Origin of the sequence: Phenylobacterium sp. (genome assembly GCF_041919955.1) — a bacterium.
Lineage (GTDB): Bacteria > Pseudomonadota > Alphaproteobacteria > Caulobacterales > Caulobacteraceae > Phenylobacterium.
Genome location: NZ_JAYRSU010000016.1, coordinates 75,569 through 89,616, shown reverse-complemented (window position 1 = coordinate 89,616; position 14,048 = coordinate 75,569). Strand labels below are relative to the sequence as shown.

Genomic DNA, 14,048 nt, shown 5'->3' with positions numbered 1-14,048 from the left:
ACCTTGGGCGCCCGTATGCGACTCCCAAGACGCGAGCCGGAGCAAAACCCTCACCAGGGCGTGCGGGTGATTGGCGTTCGCGGCGTGCGCGCGCTATGTCGAAGCCGATATGCAGATGCCGCCGCCCGACCCGGCCTTGCTGGCCCGCCGGTCCGAGTTCCTCTCGGCGCTCCGGGCCATCGTTCCCGGCGAAGGGGTGATCGGCGACGACGCCGAGTTGGCCGCCTATGAGTGCGACGGCCTGACCGCCTATCGCCAGCGGCCGATGATCGTGGTGCTTCCCGAAACGGTGGACCAGGTCAGCCGGGTCCTCGCCTACTGCCATCGCGAGGGGCTGAAAGTGGTGCCGCGCGGGGCGGGGACCTCGCTCTCAGGCGGCTCGCTGCCCCTGGCCGACGGGATCATCCTCGGCATGGGAAAGTTCAACCGGGTGCTGGAGGTCGACTACGACAACCGTTGCGCGGTGGTGCAGCCGGGGGTGACGAACCTGGCGGTCACCCAGGCGGCGGCCGGGCGCGGCTTCTATTACGCGCCCGATCCCTCCAGTCAGATCGCCTGCTCGATCGGCGGCAACGTGGCGGAGAACTCCGGCGGGGTGCACTGCCTGAAATACGGCATGACCACCAACAACCTGCTCGGGGTGGAGATGGTGCTGGCCGACGGAACGGTGCTGCGCCTGGGCGGCAAGCACCTGGACCCGGAGGGCCTCGACCTGCTGGGCGTGGTCTGCGGCTCCGAGGGCCTGCTGGGCGTGGTGACCGAGGTCACGGTCCGCATCCTGCAGGCTCCCGAGAGCCAGCGCGCCCTGCTGATGGGGTTCGCCGACGTCGAGGCGGCGGGCGCCTGCGTCGCCGCGGTGATCGCCGCCGGGATCATCCCGGCCGGCATGGAGATGATGGACCGCCTTGCCATCGCCGCGGCCGAGGCCTTCGTGAAGGTCGGCTATCCGCTGGACGTCGAGGCGCTGCTGATCGTCGAGCTGGACGGGCCGCCGGCCGAGGTCGATCACCTGATCGAGATAGTGCGCGAGATCGGCGAGCGCTGCGGGGCGAGCTATCTGCGCATCTCGACCAACGAGGCCGAGCGGCTCGGCTTCTGGGCGGGGCGCAAGGCCGCGTTCCCGGCCGTGGGCCGGATCGCGGCGGACTACTACTGCATGGACGGCACGATCCCGCGGGCGGCCTTGCCAAAAGTCCTTACACGGATGAATGAGCTGGCCGAAGGCTGCGGCCTGCGCATCGCCAACGTCTTCCATGCCGGCGACGGCAACCTGCACCCGCTGATCCTCTACGACGCCGACAAGCCGGGCGAGCTGGACCTGGCCGAGAAGCTGGGCGCGGACATCCTGACCCTCTGCGTCGAGGTCGGCGGGGTGCTGACCGGCGAGCACGGGGTGGGGGTCGAGAAGCGCGACCTGATGGAGGTGCAGTTCGGGCCGGCGGACCTGGACCAGCAGCAGCGGCTGAAGTGCGCCTTCGACGAGGACGGCCTGCTCAATCCGGGCAAGGTGTTCCCCAAGCTTTGCCGCTGCGCCGAGCTGGGCCGCGTCCATATCCACGGCGGCAAGCTCCGCTTCCCCGAGCTGGAGCGGTTCTGACCTTGAGCGAGACTTGGAGCCCGGCGAACGCCGACCAGGCGCTGGAGGCGGTGAGAGACGCCTTGGCGGCAGGCAAGACCCTGGAACTGGTCGGCCGCGCGACGCGCCGCGCGCTCGGCCGGCCGGTGGCGGCCGACGTGGTGCTGGACCTTTCCGGCCTTTCCGGGATCGTCGCCTACCAGCCGGAGGAGCTGATCCTGGCGGTGCGGCCAGGGACGGGCATGGCCGAGATCGGCGAGCTGCTTGCCGCGCACGGCCAGTGCCTGGCCTTCGAGCCCCCGGACTTCGGGCCGCTCTGGGGTCTGCCCGCTTATGCAGGCACCATCGGCGGGACGGTGATGACCGGCCGTGGCGGACCGCGGCGCCTGACCGCCGGGGCGCCGCGCGACCACAGCCTGGGGATCAAGGGCGTCAACGGCTTCGGCGAGGCGTTTGCGGCCGGCGGGCGGGTGGTCAAGAACGTCACCGGCTTCGACCTGCCCAAACTGGCGGCCGGCAGTTTCGGCACGCTGTTCGCCGCGACCGAGCTGACCCTGAAGGTGCTGCCCGCGCCGCCCACCTCTCAGACCCTGGTGATCCGCGGCCTGTCGGACGAAGCGGCGATAGCCGCCATGGCGCGGGCCATGGGCTGCCCGGCCCAGGTCTCGTCGGCCGCACACCTGCCCGCCGACATCGCCCATGGCTCGAAGGTCGCCGAGATCGCCGCGGCCGGCGCCTCGACCACCCTGCTGCGGGTCGAGGGAGTGAAGCCCTCGGTGACCGCGCGGACCGCGCACCTGGCGGAGATGCTGGCCGACCTCGGGCGGCAGGCGGTGCTGGACCAGGACGCCTGTCGCCTCGCGTGGGCGGAGATCGCAGACGCGCGGGTGCTGCCCGGGGGCGAGGCGCAGGTCTGGAAGCTTTCGGTCCCGCCGACCCTCGGCGCCGGCGTTGGCCGCCGCCTGGCCGACGAGCTCTCGGGGCGCTGCCTCTACGACTGGGCTGGCGGCGGGGTCTGGCTGGAGTTGCCGGCGGCGCCGGACGCCCATGCGCCGCAGGTGCGGGCCGTGCTGGCGGCGGTCGCGGGCGGCGACGGCCATGCGACCCTGATGCGCGCGGCGCCCGAGGTGCGGGCCACCATCGCCCCGTTCCAGCCGCCGTCTGCGGCGGTCGCGGCCCTGAGCGAGCGGGTGCGCCGCCAGTTCGATCCGCAAGGGATCTTCAACCCCGGTCGGATGCACGCCTGATGCAGACCAACTTCCGCCCCGAGCAGCTGGCCGATCCCGACGTCGCCGCGTCGGAGAAGATCATCCGCACCTGCGTGCACTGCGGCTTCTGCACCGCCACCTGCCCGACCTATCTGCTGCTGGGCGACGAGCTCGACAGCCCGAGGGGGCGCATCTACCTGATGAAGGAGATGCTCGAAAAGGGCGGGCCGCCGTCGCCCAAGACGGTCAAGCATGTCGACCGCTGCCTCTCTTGCCTGGCCTGCACGACGACCTGTCCGTCGGGCGTGGACTACATGCACCTGGTCGATCACGCCCGGGCGCATATCGAGGCGAACCACATTCGTCCGTGGCCGGAGCGTTTCTTGAGGTCGCTGTTGGCCTGGCTGCTGCCGAACCGCGGCGCCTTCCGCCTGGCGCTGCGCGCGGCGCAGATCGGGCGGCCGCTGAGCGGCCTGCTGCCGGGCCGGCTGAAGATCATGGCGGCGATGGCGCCGGATCGCCTTCCGCCGCCCGATCCGGCCGAAAAGCCGAAGGTTTTCAAAGCCCAAGGCGAGCGGCGGATGCGGGTGGCGATGCTGGCCGGCTGCGCGCAGCCGGTGCTGGCGCCGCAGATCAACGAAGCGGCCATCCGGCTGCTGACACGGCTGGGGGTCGAGGTCGTGGTGGCGAACGGCTCTGGCTGCTGCGGGGCCCTGCCGCATCACATGGGCAAGGCGGAGCGCGCCCATGCCCTGGGCGCCGCCAACCTCGCCGCCTGGACGCGCGAGATCGAGGGCGAGGGGCTGGACGCCATCGTCGTCACCGCCTCGGGATGCGGGACGACCGTGAAGGATTACGGCGTCCTCTTCCAGCAATCTGCCGAATGGGCGGGCAAGGCGGCGCGGGTCGCGGGCCTGGCGAAGGACATTTCCGAGGTTCTTCAGATGCTTGGCCCGATCGAGGCGTCAGCGCCCCGACCGCTGAAGATCGCCTATCATTCGGCTTGCTCGCTGCAGCATGGCCAGAAGATCGGCAATGTTCCCAAGCACTTGCTGCAATCGGCAGGTTTCACGCTCGCCGAGCCGACGGAGGCGCACATCTGCTGCGGCTCGGCGGGGACCTACAACCTGCTGCAGCCCGAGCTGGCGGGGCGGCTGCGGGACCGAAAGGTGGGAAACCTCGAGGCGACGGCGCCCGACGTCATCGCCGCCGGCAACATCGGCTGCCTGACCCAGATCGCGGGCGGAACGCAGCTTCCAGTCGTGCACACGGTCGAGCTGCTCGACTGGGCGAGCGGCGGACCTGAGCCCGCCGCCCTGAAATCGCGCTAGACGCCGGTCGAGCCGTGGCCGCCCGCGCCCCGCGCGGTGTCGTCCAGCTCTTCGACCTCGACCAGCTCCCATTGGGGGGCGGCGGCGATGATGCCCTGGGCGATGCGGTCGCCGCGGCGAACGTGAAAGTCCTCTGCGCCGAGATTGATCAGGCAGACCAGGATCTCGCCGCGATAGTCGCAGTCGACGGTGCCGGGCGCGTTGACGATGGAGACGCCGTTCTTGGCGGCCAGACCCGAGCGTGGGCGGATCTGCATCTCGTAACCAACCGGAAGGGCGACGGCGAAACCGGTGGGGATCAGCTTGCGGGCGCCGGGCGCGATGGTGACGGTTTCGCCCTCGGGCGTGGCGGCGCGGAAGTCGAAGCCCGCCGCGCCGGCGGTGGCGTAGGCCGGCACGGGCAGGTCGCGATTGCCGTCCCAGCGCTTGAACCTGGCGGTCATGGTCATGGTGCGTCGCCCCTTCGGAAGTCTGGGGCGGGAATGCCAGAGGCGGAGGAGCGGCTCAAGGCGCTTTGATCCCCTGCCTCAAGAGCTTTCGGGCGTCGTCCCGGTTTCGGCGTAGCCTAAGCTGGGGCGCGGCCGAGCGGCGTCGGGAGCCGCCAGGTGTTCGTAGGTCCCGGTCTTGCTTCGCAAATCGGGATGACTGGGTGAGAGCCGTCCCTATGCAGGCGGCGGGGCGATGAAGCCGCCGAGGTTCTCGTCGATGGCCTGGGCGATGGCGAGGGTGCGGGAATCGGACCCGTGAGCGCCGATGATCTGGACGCCGACGGGCAAGCCGCCAGTGGAGAGGCCCGCCGGGATCGCGGTGGCCGGCAGGTGGCAGGCGGTGGCGAGCGCGATCCAGTTCAGCATGGCGGGATAGGGGATCGCCGCGCCGTCCGAGAATTTCAGCCTGCGCGAGGCGAAGGGCCGGTGGTCGTGCGGGAAGGCGGTGGTGGGTGTGATCGGGGCGAGGATGGCGTCGAAGGCCCCGAGGCCGTCCTCGACGGTGGCGCGCAGGCGCGCGCGCACCTCGTCGGCGGCGATCCACTCGGCATGGGTGGCGGTGTAGGCGCGCACCAGACCGGCCCAGGACTCGCGGCCCGCCCCGAATGCGCGCGCCAGCGCCGCCAGGCCCCGCATCCGGCGCATGCCGGCCTGGGCCGAGGCCGGCATGTCGGTAGCGACGACCGAACCCAGCAGCACCTGGTAGCTCTCCATCAGCTGGTCGAGCGGAACGGGGGCGGAAATCGGCCGCACCTCGGCGCCCGCCGCGCGCAGACGACCGGCGAGGTCTTCGATGACCGCCCGCACCTCGGGATCGAGCGGGAAGCCGTCCAGCCAGAGGCCGAGCTTCAGCTTCTTGAGGTCGGCGATGTCCGCCCTGGCGGGCACGCCCTCGGCCAGGATCGAGAGCAGCAGCCGCAGGTCGCGGGCGGAGCGAGCCATGGGGCCGACCACGTTGAGGTCGCGTTCGGCGTGGGTTCCGGGCGAGGGCGGGATGTGGCCGGTCTGGCTGACCAGGCCCCAGCTCGGCTTGTGCGAGAAGACGCCGCAGAAGCTGGCTGGCACGCGCAGGGAGCCGCCGATGTCGGAGCCGATCTCCAGGGCGGTGACGCCGGCCGCGAGAGCCGCAGCCGCCCCGCCCGACGACCCGCCGGGGACACGGGCGAGGTCCCACGGGTTGTTCGTCGCGCCGTAGAGCGGATTGAAACTCTGCCAGTCCGCGGCCATCACCGGGACATTGGTCTTGCCCCAGATCACCGCGCCGGCCGCGCGCGCGGCGGCTACGGCGCCGGCGTCTTCCGGCTTGCGGCGGCGCAGCGCCTCGATCCCGGACGAGGCGGCCATGCCGATGACGTCGAAGGTGTCCTTGACGGTCATGGGCAGGCCGGTCAGCGGTCCGCCGGTCCCCTTGGCCCGCAGATCGTCGGCGGCCCGCGCATAGTCGAGCGCCCGGTCGAGGTCGGCGGCCACGACGGCGTTCAGCCGCGCATGGGTCTGTTCGTGGCGGGCGAGGGCGAGCTTCAGGAGCTCGACGGCGGAAATCTCCTTGGCCTTCAGCGCCAGCAGCTGAGCGGTGGCGTCGCGGGCGAGGAGATCGGCCATCATTTCAATCCCAGAACGTCCTGCATGTCGTAGAGGCCGGGGGGCTGGCCTATGACCCAGCGGGCCGCCTCGACCGCGCCGCGGGCGAAGAGGCCGCGGTCCCGCGCCGAGTGGCTGAGGGTCAGGATCTCATCCTCGGCCGCGAAGATTACCGAATGCTCGCCGATGATCCCGCCGCCGCGGATCACCGAGAAGCCGATCTCGCCGGTCGGGCGCGGCCCGGTGACGCCGTCGCGGACCCGCTGGGCGACGTCGGCCAGAGCGACCTGGCGACCGCGAGCGGCGGCCTCGCCCAGCATCAGGGCGGTGCCCGAGGGAGCGTCCACCTTGCGCTTGTGGTGGGATTCGGTGACCTCGATGTCGTAGGCGTCGGCGTGCAGGGCGCGGGCCGCCTGGGCGACGAGGCCCATCAGCATGTTCACGCCCAGCGAATAGTTGCCGGCGAAGACGATCGGCACGGACTTGGCGGCGTCCTCGATCGCCGCGACCTGCTCCGGCGAGGCGCCGGTCGAGCCGATGACCAGGGCAGGCGCGCCGCGCGCCGCCGCCGCCTGGGCCAGCGCTACGGACGCGGCCGGCGTGGTGAAGTCGATGACCGCACGGGAGACGGCCAGCGCCTCGTCCATCGAGACCAGGCCCTCGCCGCTCGCGCCGGGGCGGTCGAAGCGGGCGGCCAGGCGCATGTCGGGGCGTTCGCCGAGCGCCTTGGCCACGGCCTGGCCCATGCGGCCGAGCGCGCCGGCCACGGCGATGTCGATGGGGGCGGTCAGGGGAAACTCTCCGGGAGGGAACGTGAACTCGCCCGTCTAGTCTCCCGGGCGGGCCGCCCCGGTCAAGGCCGTCGCATATGACGATGGGGTCGTGGAGGCGGCTTTCCTTCTCCCGCAAGGGGAGAAGGGGTTCGCTGCTACAGCCCTGCGGTCAAGGCGGGCGCTCTGCACCGGTTCTGCACGCGATGGGGTCTGCGTCTTGACCGCAGGTCCCGCAGGGCTCGAAGCGTCCCGCGCAGGACTTGGCGCTTCACACCGGAGCCTGCCGCATGACCCGCATCCCCTTCGACTGGCGCCGCGCCATCTGGACAAAGGTCGCCCTCGCGGCCGCTCTGACCGCCGCAGCCGACGCCCTGCTGTTCGACCGGGCGGTCGGGATCAATATCGCCCTCTTCTGCTTTGCGGCCCTTTCGGCGGCGGCGCTGGTCCATCCTGAGGCGAGGCGCGACCGGCGGGCGCTCGCCGCCTTCACGGCGGCCGCGGCCTTCGGCCTGTTGCTGGCCGACCGGCCGGGCGTGATCGCCTCGGCGATGTTCCTGGCCGCGACCGGCGTGGCGGTGCTGTCGCCGCGGGCGAGCAGCGAGGGCGACGTCCTGGCCTGGATGCTGCGCTTCGTGCGCGCCGCCCTGACGGCGGTCGCGGCCCCGATCCAGGACCTGCGGAAGGTCTCGGCGCGGGGCGGGCGGCCCGGTGCGGTGCGGCGGCTGGCGGTCGGCGCGATGCTGCCGCTAGCCGGCGGGGCGATGTTCCTCAGCCTGTTCGTCATGGCCAATCCGCTGATCGAGACGGCGGTGGAAGGTTGGCGACTGCCGCCGTTCTCTCCCGGCCGGCTGGTCTTCTGGCTGTTTGTCGCCATCGGCGCCTGGGCGCTGATGCGGCCGCGGGGCGCGCGGCGGCGGATCGTGATCGCAAGCCGGCCTCGGGCGCCGGGTGCGGCCTCGACCTCGGTGATGGCGTCGCTGGTGGTGTTCAATCTGCTCTTCGCCCTGCAGAACGGGCTGGACGCCGCCTTCCTCTGGAGCGGCGCGCCGCTGCCGGCGGGAGTGACCTTCGCCGACTATGCGCACCGCGGCGCCTATCTGCTGATCGTCACCGCCCTGTTGGCGGGGGCCTTCGTGCTGGCCTTCCTGCGGCCGGGGGCGGCGGAGAGCCGCGCGGTGCGCTGGCTGGTGATCGGCTGGGTCGTGCAGAACCTGATGCTGGTGGCCTCCAGCGCCCTGCGGACCGTCGACTATGTCGAGGCCTATGGCCTGACGCAGCTGCGGATCTCGGCCCTGGCCTGGATGGGCCTGGTCGGGGTCGGGCTGGTGCTGATCTGCGTGCGGCTGATCGCCGGCAAGAGCGCGAGCTGGCTGATCGGCGCCAATACGGCGGCGATGGCGGCGGTGCTCACCGCCGTCGCGGTCGTCGACATCGGCGCGATCGCCGCGGCCTGGAACGTGCGCCATGCGCGCGAGGTCACCGGGCGCGCGGACGCCCCGCGGCTCGACCTCTGTCATCTGCGCGAGCTCGGTCCGGCGGCGTTGCTGCCGCTGGCGCGGCTGGAGGCGCTGCCCGGCAAGCCGGAGAAGCTGGCCCTGGCGGTCAGTGCGGCCCGGGCGGCGGCGCTGAAGGAGCTGCAGATCCGGCAGGCCGACTGGCGGACCTGGACCTGGCGCGGCCAGCGGCGGCTGGAGGCCGCGCGGGCGATGGGCGCCGGCGGCGCGCTCGCCTGGGACCGGTCCTGCGATTGGGACACGGTCACGCCGCCGCCGAGATTGACGCCGACCCCGCAAGCCGGATCATGAGCCGATGGCCAAGATCCTGATCGCCGACGACGACCCGCACATCCGCCAGCTGCTCGCCTTCGCCCTGGAGAAGGCGGGCTTCGAGACGGCGCAGGCCGAGGATGGCGAGGCGGCCCTGGCCCAGGTGGCCGCCGCGCGGCCCGACCTGCTGGTGCTGGACATCAATATGCCGCGGATGAGCGGGCTGGACGTCTGCCGTCAGGTGCGGGCGGCCAGCGACCTGCCGATCCTGTTCCTGTCCTCGCGCGACGAGGAGATCGACCGGGTGCTGGGGATCGAGCTGGGCGCCGACGACTATGTGGTCAAGCCGTTCAGTCCTCGCGAGGTGACGGCGCGGGTCACCGCAATCCTGCGCCGGGCGCGGCCCGCGCCGGCCCCGACCCCACCGGGCCAGGCCGCGCATGGGCGGCTTAGCCTCGACGTCGAGGCCTGGCAGGCGGCCTGGGACGGCGCGCCGCTCGCCCTGACGGTGACGGAGTTCGGAATCCTCCGCACCTTGGCCGCAGCGCCCAACCGGGTGTTCAGCCGCGACGCCATCATCGACCACCTGCGCGGGCCGGGCTTTGCGGTCACCGACCGCACGGTCGACAGCCACGTGCGCAACCTGCGCGGCAAGTTCGCGGGCGTGGGCGCGCACGACGTGATCGAGACCCGAGCCGGAATCGGCTACCGGCTCGGACCCTGCCTGGGCGGCAGGCCTTGATCGGAGCCGTGAAGGCTTTCGCCAAGCGGCGCTGGCCGCGCCTGCGGCTGCGGGTGATCCTGTTCACGGTGCTGTTCTTCGCCGCCGCGATGCCGGGGCTGTCGGCGATCTTCCTTCGCGTCTACGAGAACACGCTGGTGCGCCAGACCGAGGCCGAGCTGGTGGCGCAGGGCGCGGCCCTGGCGGCGATGGCCGAGCAGGACTGGCCCGGCGCCCCGCCGCTGGCGGTGCAGAACCGCCGCGCGCCGGGCTACTACGATCCGGAGCCGACCACCATCGACCTGCAGGCCGGCCCGGTGCTGGAGGAGCGTCCGCGTCCGACACGGGCCGCGGATCCCGATCCAGCGGCCGCCGTGGCGGCTGCGCGGCTCCAGCCGGTGATCGACCGCACGGTGCAGACGACGCTGTCATCGGTGCTGCTGCTGGACGGGCGGGGAAACATCGCCGGCGGCGGCGGGTCGCTGGGCGCCCTGCCGGAGGTGAGGGCGGCCCTCGCCGGAGAGCCGCGCACGGTGCTGCGGCGCAATGGCGACTATCACCCGCGCTACCGGCTGGAATGGCTGAGCCGCGCCTCGGGCGTGCGGCTGCATCACGCCCGGCCGGTGATGTCGGGTGAACGGGTGGTGGGGGTGGTGCTGCTGTCGCGTTCGCCGCGGGCGCTGTTTCGGGGAATCTACGAGGACCGCGGCAAGATCGCGCTCGGAGTCGCCGGTATATTCAGTATACTGATTATCATGACCGGCCTGGTCTCGCGCGGGGTGACGCGACCGATCGAGGCGCTGAGCGAGGCTTCGCGCAACGTGGCCGTCGGCGCTGGCGGCGAGGTTCCCGAGACGCCGACGACAGCGGCGGTCGAGATCCAGTCGCTGTACGAGGACTTCCGAGCCATGGCCGGCGCGATCGAGCGCCGCTCGGGCTATCTCCGCGACTTCGCCGCCGCGGTCAGCCACGAGTTCAAAACACCGCTGGCGGGCGTCACCGGGGCGGTCGAGCTGCTGCAGGACCACGGCGATGCGATGACCGCCCAGGAGCGGCGGCGCTTTCTCGACAACATCGCCGCCGACGCCGCGCGGCTGTCGCAGCTGGTCACCCGCCTCCTCGACCTGGCGCGGGCGGACATGGCGCGCCCCGAGGCCGGGGTCGCCACCGACCTGGAGGCGGTGTTGCGCCAGGCGGCCGACGCCATGCAGGGTGAAACCTTCACGGTCGAGGTCGCGGTCGCGCCAGGCCTGCCGCCGGTCGCCGCGCCCGCGGCGACCCTGGAGGCGGTGCTGGGGGTGCTGCTGCAGAACAGCCGCCAGGCTGGGGCGCGGCGGGCAAGGCTGTCGGCGCGGGCGCAGGGCGGGCGCGTGCTGCTGGAGGCCAGTGACGACGGCCCGGGCGTGGCCGAACCGGAGCGATTGTTCGAGCCGTTCTTCACCACGCGGCGGATGGAGGGCGGGACGGGACTCGGCCTTTCCATCGCCCGCTCGCTGCTGGCCGCAAACCACGCGACCATCGACCTGGCGCAGGCGGAGCCGCCGGCGCGGTTCGTGGTGACCCTGCCCGCGGCCTGAGCCGTCTGCACAAGATCTGCACGACAATCGCGCCGGCCCTGCGCGGGCCGCCCAGAACCGGCTTCATGCGCATGGGAGAGCATCCCCCCGACGACGACGCAGGGAGGTTGTCATGCCGGACGCGAACTACGAGGTGGTGATCGAGCAGGGCGGCGAGCGCTGGCGCTGGACGCTGCGGACCGACGGGGCCATCGCGGCCAGCGGCCCGGCCTTCAGCGAGGCCAACGCCGAGCGCAGCGGCGCCTTCGCCGCGGCCGCGGTCTCGGCCCTGCGCCGCATCCGCAGGCGACGGTTCTGACCCGCCGCCTGCTGCGATCCGTCAGGCCGCGGCTTGATAAAGCGCGAACTCCTCCTTCATCGCCCGCGCCACGGCCGGACGAGCGGCGAGGCGTTCGCGATAGGCGACGATGGCCGGATAGGGCGCGAGGTCGATCCCCGTGAACTGCGCCCAGTTCAGCACGGCTGCCGCATAGGCGTCGGCGACGCTGAAGCGGTCGATCAGGTAGTCGCGGCCGGTCAAATGGTCGTTCAGATAGGCGAGCTTTGCGCCGGCGCCCTCGCGTGCGAAGGCCTTGGCGCCGTCGTTGGCGGCGGGCGAAAGCAGCGGGTTGAAGGTCGACTTGTGCAGCTCGGTCCCGACGAAGCTCAGCCACTGCTGCAGGCGATAGCGCTCGGCCGAGCCGGGAGCGGGGGCCAGGGCCTTTTCCGGGAAGGCGTCGGCGAGGTACTGCAGCACCGCGGCGTTTTCGGTGATCACCTCGCCATCGTCGGTGCGGACGGCCGGGACCAGGCCCTGGGCGTTGATGGCGCGATAGTCGCCGCCGCCGTCGATGGTCTTGGTCTTGCTGTCCACCCGGTTCAGGCGGACCTTGGATTCGGCGTCCGCCTCGTAGACGGCGATACGGGTGGAGAGCGAGCAGGCGAGCGGGGAGAAATAGAGATCCATGGCGTCCTCCGGGGATTTGATTTTCTTACCGTCCGATACAAAATAGGCGGCCGTCAAGGATTTCTTGCGAAGTGGTACAAAAAGAGACGCCCAAACGCGGACGCCCGCGCAGCTTCGATCCCGAGGCCGCGCTGGGACGCGTGCGCGACACGTTCTGGAAGAACGGCTATTCAGCGACGTCGCTGGACGATCTCTGCGCCGCCACGGGCCTGAATCGCCCCAGCCTCTATGGCGCGTTCGGCGACAAGCGGGCGCTGTACCTCGCCGCCCTGGAGCAGTCCCGGCGCGAAATGGTCGCCAGCCTGACCGGGGCGCTGGCCCTCGACCTGCCGCTGCGCAAGGTGCTGGAGATCGTCTATGCGAGGTCGAGCGAGGTCTATCGCGCCGGCGCGCAGGGTCAGCAGGGCTGTTTCCTGATCGGCACTGCGGTCACGGAATCGGTGGCCGAGCCAGAGGTGCGGGCGGTTCTGGACCGCGCGTTCGGGGAGCTGGACGACGCCTTCCGCGCCCGGTTCGAACGCTCGGCGGGCGAACTCTCGAGCGAGCCTGCGGGGCTGGCGCCGATCGCGACCGGGATCATGCACACCATGGCGGTACGGGCCCGGGCCGGGGCGGGCGAGGCGGCGCTGAGGGCGATCTACCAGACCGGAATCGATCTGATCTGCCGGCCGGCCCAAAATTAGCCAAGCTCGGCCGGACAGGGTTCGGCGAACGGGAGATTCGAAGATGAGCCGCATCGCCGCCGCCGCCGGCCTGGCCGCCCTGGTCCTGTCCGCCACGTCCGCCTTCGCCCAGGCGCCGCCGAAGATTGCGCCGCGCGCCAAGGTCGAGGCCCTGGCCAAGGCGATCGACAGCCAGTTCTTCGACGAGGCGCGGGCCCACAGGATCGCCGCCGAGCTGCGCGCCGAGGCGAAGAGAGGCGCCTATGACAAGCTGAGCGACCCTCGCGACTTCGCCGCGACCCTTACCCAGCGCCTGCAGCCGCAGGACCGGCACTTCGCCGTCAGCTGGACGCCGCCCGCCGGTGACGCCAGTCCGCGCAGCGCAGGCTCGGGACTGCCGAGCTTCCTGGCGCGCCGCGGCGGCTACGGCTTCGCGGCCGTCCGCATCCTGCCGGGGAACATCGGCTATATCGACATGCGCGGCTTCGCCCATTTCGAACCGACCGGCGACCAGGCGCCGCGAGAAGCGGCGGACGCGGCTCTGGCCCTCGTCGCCGGGACGGATGCGGTGATCTTCGACCTGCGCGACAACGGCGGCGGCTCGCCGGCGATGGTCGGCTATCTGGTTGGGCATTTCACACCGGACGGGGCGAAAATCTACAACACCTTCAAGACCCGCGGCGAACCCGACAGCGACGAGGCGCCGACCGTCCCGATCAAGGCCGAGCGCCGGTTGGCGGTTCCGCTCTACGTGCTGACCAGCGGGCGCACCGCCTCGGCGGCCGAAAGCTTCGCCTACACCCTGCAATCTGCGAAACGGGCGACGGTGGTCGGCGAGGCCTCGGGCGGCGGAGCCAATCCGGGCGGACCGGCCGAACTGGGCGACGGGCTTTCGGTGTTCATTTCGGGCGGCACGCCGATCAACCCGATCACCGGCAAGAACTGGGAGGGGACCGGGGTGGTCCCCGACGTCGCCGTTCCGGTGGGCGAGGCCCTTGCCAAGGCTCAGCAGCTGGCGCTGGCGAAGCTGGCTTCGGCGGACCTGGGCGAGCCGGCCCTGACCGAGAACCGCTGGGCGCTGGATGCGCTGGGCGCGCACCCGAAGATCCGGCGCGAGCGGCTGGCTGCCTATGCCGGCAAGTACGGCCCGTTCCAGGCGGCGATGGACGGCGAAAGGCTAACCCTGCGCAGCGGTCGGCGTCCGCCAAGCCTGCTGTCGCCGCTGGACGAGGCGGGCCTGTTTTTCGTCGAAGGCGCGCCGTCGCGGCGCATTCGCTTCGAGTCCGGCGCGTTGATTTTCCTGTCGCCGGACGGTTCGGAGACGCGGCAGATGCGCAACGGCGCCGCGGCGGCAGGACGCTAGGAGGGCGCTCAGCGGTTGTCACGCCGCGCTGCGGCTTTATAGGGTGGCTCCCTTTC

13 protein-coding genes are annotated in these 14,048 nt (G+C 71.7%); 9 read left to right on the top strand and 4 right to left on the bottom strand.

The window, feature by feature from the left end:
- The first annotated feature begins 70 nt into the window (after positions 1 to 70).
- Genes ACE3T2_RS14340 through glcF form a run of 3 tightly spaced genes read left to right on the top strand, consistent with a single transcriptional unit; the run spans position 71 to position 4,115 of the window.
- Positions 71 to 1,597, top strand: coding sequence for an FAD-linked oxidase C-terminal domain-containing protein (locus ACE3T2_RS14340; protein WP_374658491.1), 1,527 nt, complete (start codon positions 71 to 73; stop codon positions 1,595 to 1,597).
- A 2-nt stretch (positions 1,598 to 1,599) separates the two neighbouring features.
- A complete protein-coding gene (locus tag ACE3T2_RS14335) occupies positions 1,600 to 2,823 on the top strand; it encodes an FAD-binding protein (protein WP_374658489.1) in 1,224 nt (407 codons plus the stop codon).
- Positions 2,823 to 4,115 (top strand): glycolate oxidase subunit GlcF, encoded by a 1,293-nt coding sequence (glcF, locus tag ACE3T2_RS14330; RefSeq protein WP_374658487.1) that lies wholly within the window; start codon positions 2,823 to 2,825, stop codon positions 4,113 to 4,115. The genes ACE3T2_RS14335 and glcF overlap by 1 nt, the downstream gene beginning before the upstream one ends.
- Here the strand turns inward: glcF and dut are convergent.
- The 3 genes from dut to dapB form a co-directional block, all read right to left on the bottom strand.
- Positions 4,112 to 4,564, bottom strand: coding sequence for a dUTP diphosphatase (gene dut / locus ACE3T2_RS14325; RefSeq protein ID WP_374658485.1), 453 nt, complete (start codon positions 4,562 to 4,564; stop codon positions 4,112 to 4,114). The two genes, glcF and dut, sit on opposite strands and share 4 nt — an antisense overlap.
- Before the next feature lie 213 nt (positions 4,565 to 4,777).
- Complete coding sequence (locus ACE3T2_RS14320; protein WP_374658483.1) at positions 4,778 to 6,205, bottom strand: amidase family protein; 1,428 nt, start codon at positions 6,203 to 6,205, stop codon at positions 4,778 to 4,780.
- Positions 6,205 to 6,975: a 4-hydroxy-tetrahydrodipicolinate reductase gene (dapB, locus tag ACE3T2_RS14315; RefSeq protein ID WP_374658537.1), complete on the bottom strand. Its 771-nt coding sequence runs from the start codon at positions 6,973 to 6,975 to the stop codon at positions 6,205 to 6,207. The genes ACE3T2_RS14320 and dapB overlap by 1 nt, the downstream gene beginning before the upstream one ends.
- 269 nt (positions 6,976 to 7,244) lie before the next feature.
- Between dapB and ACE3T2_RS14310 the strand changes: the two genes are divergently transcribed.
- The 4 genes from ACE3T2_RS14310 (at position 7,245) to ACE3T2_RS14295 (ending at position 11,319) form a co-directional block, all read left to right on the top strand.
- A complete protein-coding gene (locus ACE3T2_RS14310) occupies positions 7,245 to 8,762 on the top strand; it encodes a DUF4173 domain-containing protein (protein ID WP_374658481.1) in 1,518 nt (505 codons plus the stop codon).
- A gap of 4 nt (positions 8,763 to 8,766) precedes the next feature.
- Positions 8,767 to 9,465: a response regulator gene (locus ACE3T2_RS14305; protein ID WP_374658479.1), complete on the top strand. Its 699-nt coding sequence runs from the start codon at positions 8,767 to 8,769 to the stop codon at positions 9,463 to 9,465.
- On the top strand, positions 9,462 to 11,021 hold the full coding sequence (locus ACE3T2_RS14300; RefSeq protein ID WP_374658477.1) for a sensor histidine kinase: 1,560 nt from the start codon (positions 9,462 to 9,464) through the stop codon (positions 11,019 to 11,021). Before ACE3T2_RS14305 ends, ACE3T2_RS14300 begins: the two co-directional genes overlap by 4 nt.
- Positions 11,022 to 11,133: 112 nt before the next feature.
- Positions 11,134 to 11,319 (top strand): hypothetical protein, encoded by a 186-nt coding sequence (locus ACE3T2_RS14295; protein WP_374658475.1) that lies wholly within the window; start codon positions 11,134 to 11,136, stop codon positions 11,317 to 11,319.
- Positions 11,320 to 11,340: 21 nt separating this feature from the next.
- On the opposite strand, the gene ACE3T2_RS14290 is transcribed toward ACE3T2_RS14295, so the two are convergent.
- The gene (locus ACE3T2_RS14290) at positions 11,341 to 11,967 is read right to left on the bottom strand and encodes a glutathione binding-like protein (RefSeq protein WP_374658473.1); all 627 of its coding nucleotides are present in this window, start codon (positions 11,965 to 11,967) and stop codon (positions 11,341 to 11,343) included.
- Positions 11,968 to 12,038: 71 nt separating this feature from the next.
- On the opposite strand from ACE3T2_RS14290, the gene ACE3T2_RS14285 reads away from it, so the two are divergent.
- Positions 12,039 to 12,650, top strand: coding sequence for a TetR/AcrR family transcriptional regulator (locus ACE3T2_RS14285; protein WP_374658471.1), 612 nt, complete (start codon positions 12,039 to 12,041; stop codon positions 12,648 to 12,650).
- Positions 12,651 to 12,693: 43 nt separating this feature from the next.
- On the top strand, positions 12,694 to 13,992 hold the full coding sequence (locus tag ACE3T2_RS14280; protein ID WP_374658469.1) for a S41 family peptidase: 1,299 nt from the start codon (positions 12,694 to 12,696) through the stop codon (positions 13,990 to 13,992).
- Positions 13,993 to 14,048: the final 56 nt, after the last annotated feature.

Coding starts and splice junctions, on each gene's coding strand:
- glcF (WP_374658487.1), top strand. CDS start 2,823: ATGCAGACCAACTTCCGCCCCGAGCAGCTGGCCGATCCCGACGTCGCC.
- dut (WP_374658485.1), bottom strand. CDS start 4,564: ATGACCATGACCGCCAGGTTCAAGCGCTGGGACGGCAATCGCGACCTG.
- ACE3T2_RS14320 (WP_374658483.1), bottom strand. CDS start 6,205: ATGGCCGATCTCCTCGCCCGCGACGCCACCGCTCAGCTGCTGGCGCTG.
- ACE3T2_RS14310 (WP_374658481.1), top strand. CDS start 7,245: ATGACCCGCATCCCCTTCGACTGGCGCCGCGCCATCTGGACAAAGGTC.
- ACE3T2_RS14305 (WP_374658479.1), top strand. CDS start 8,767: ATGGCCAAGATCCTGATCGCCGACGACGACCCGCACATCCGCCAGCTG.
- ACE3T2_RS14295 (WP_374658475.1), top strand. CDS start 11,134: ATGCCGGACGCGAACTACGAGGTGGTGATCGAGCAGGGCGGCGAGCGC.
- ACE3T2_RS14290 (WP_374658473.1), bottom strand. CDS start 11,967: ATGGATCTCTATTTCTCCCCGCTCGCCTGCTCGCTCTCCACCCGTATC.
- ACE3T2_RS14280 (WP_374658469.1), top strand. CDS start 12,694: ATGAGCCGCATCGCCGCCGCCGCCGGCCTGGCCGCCCTGGTCCTGTCC.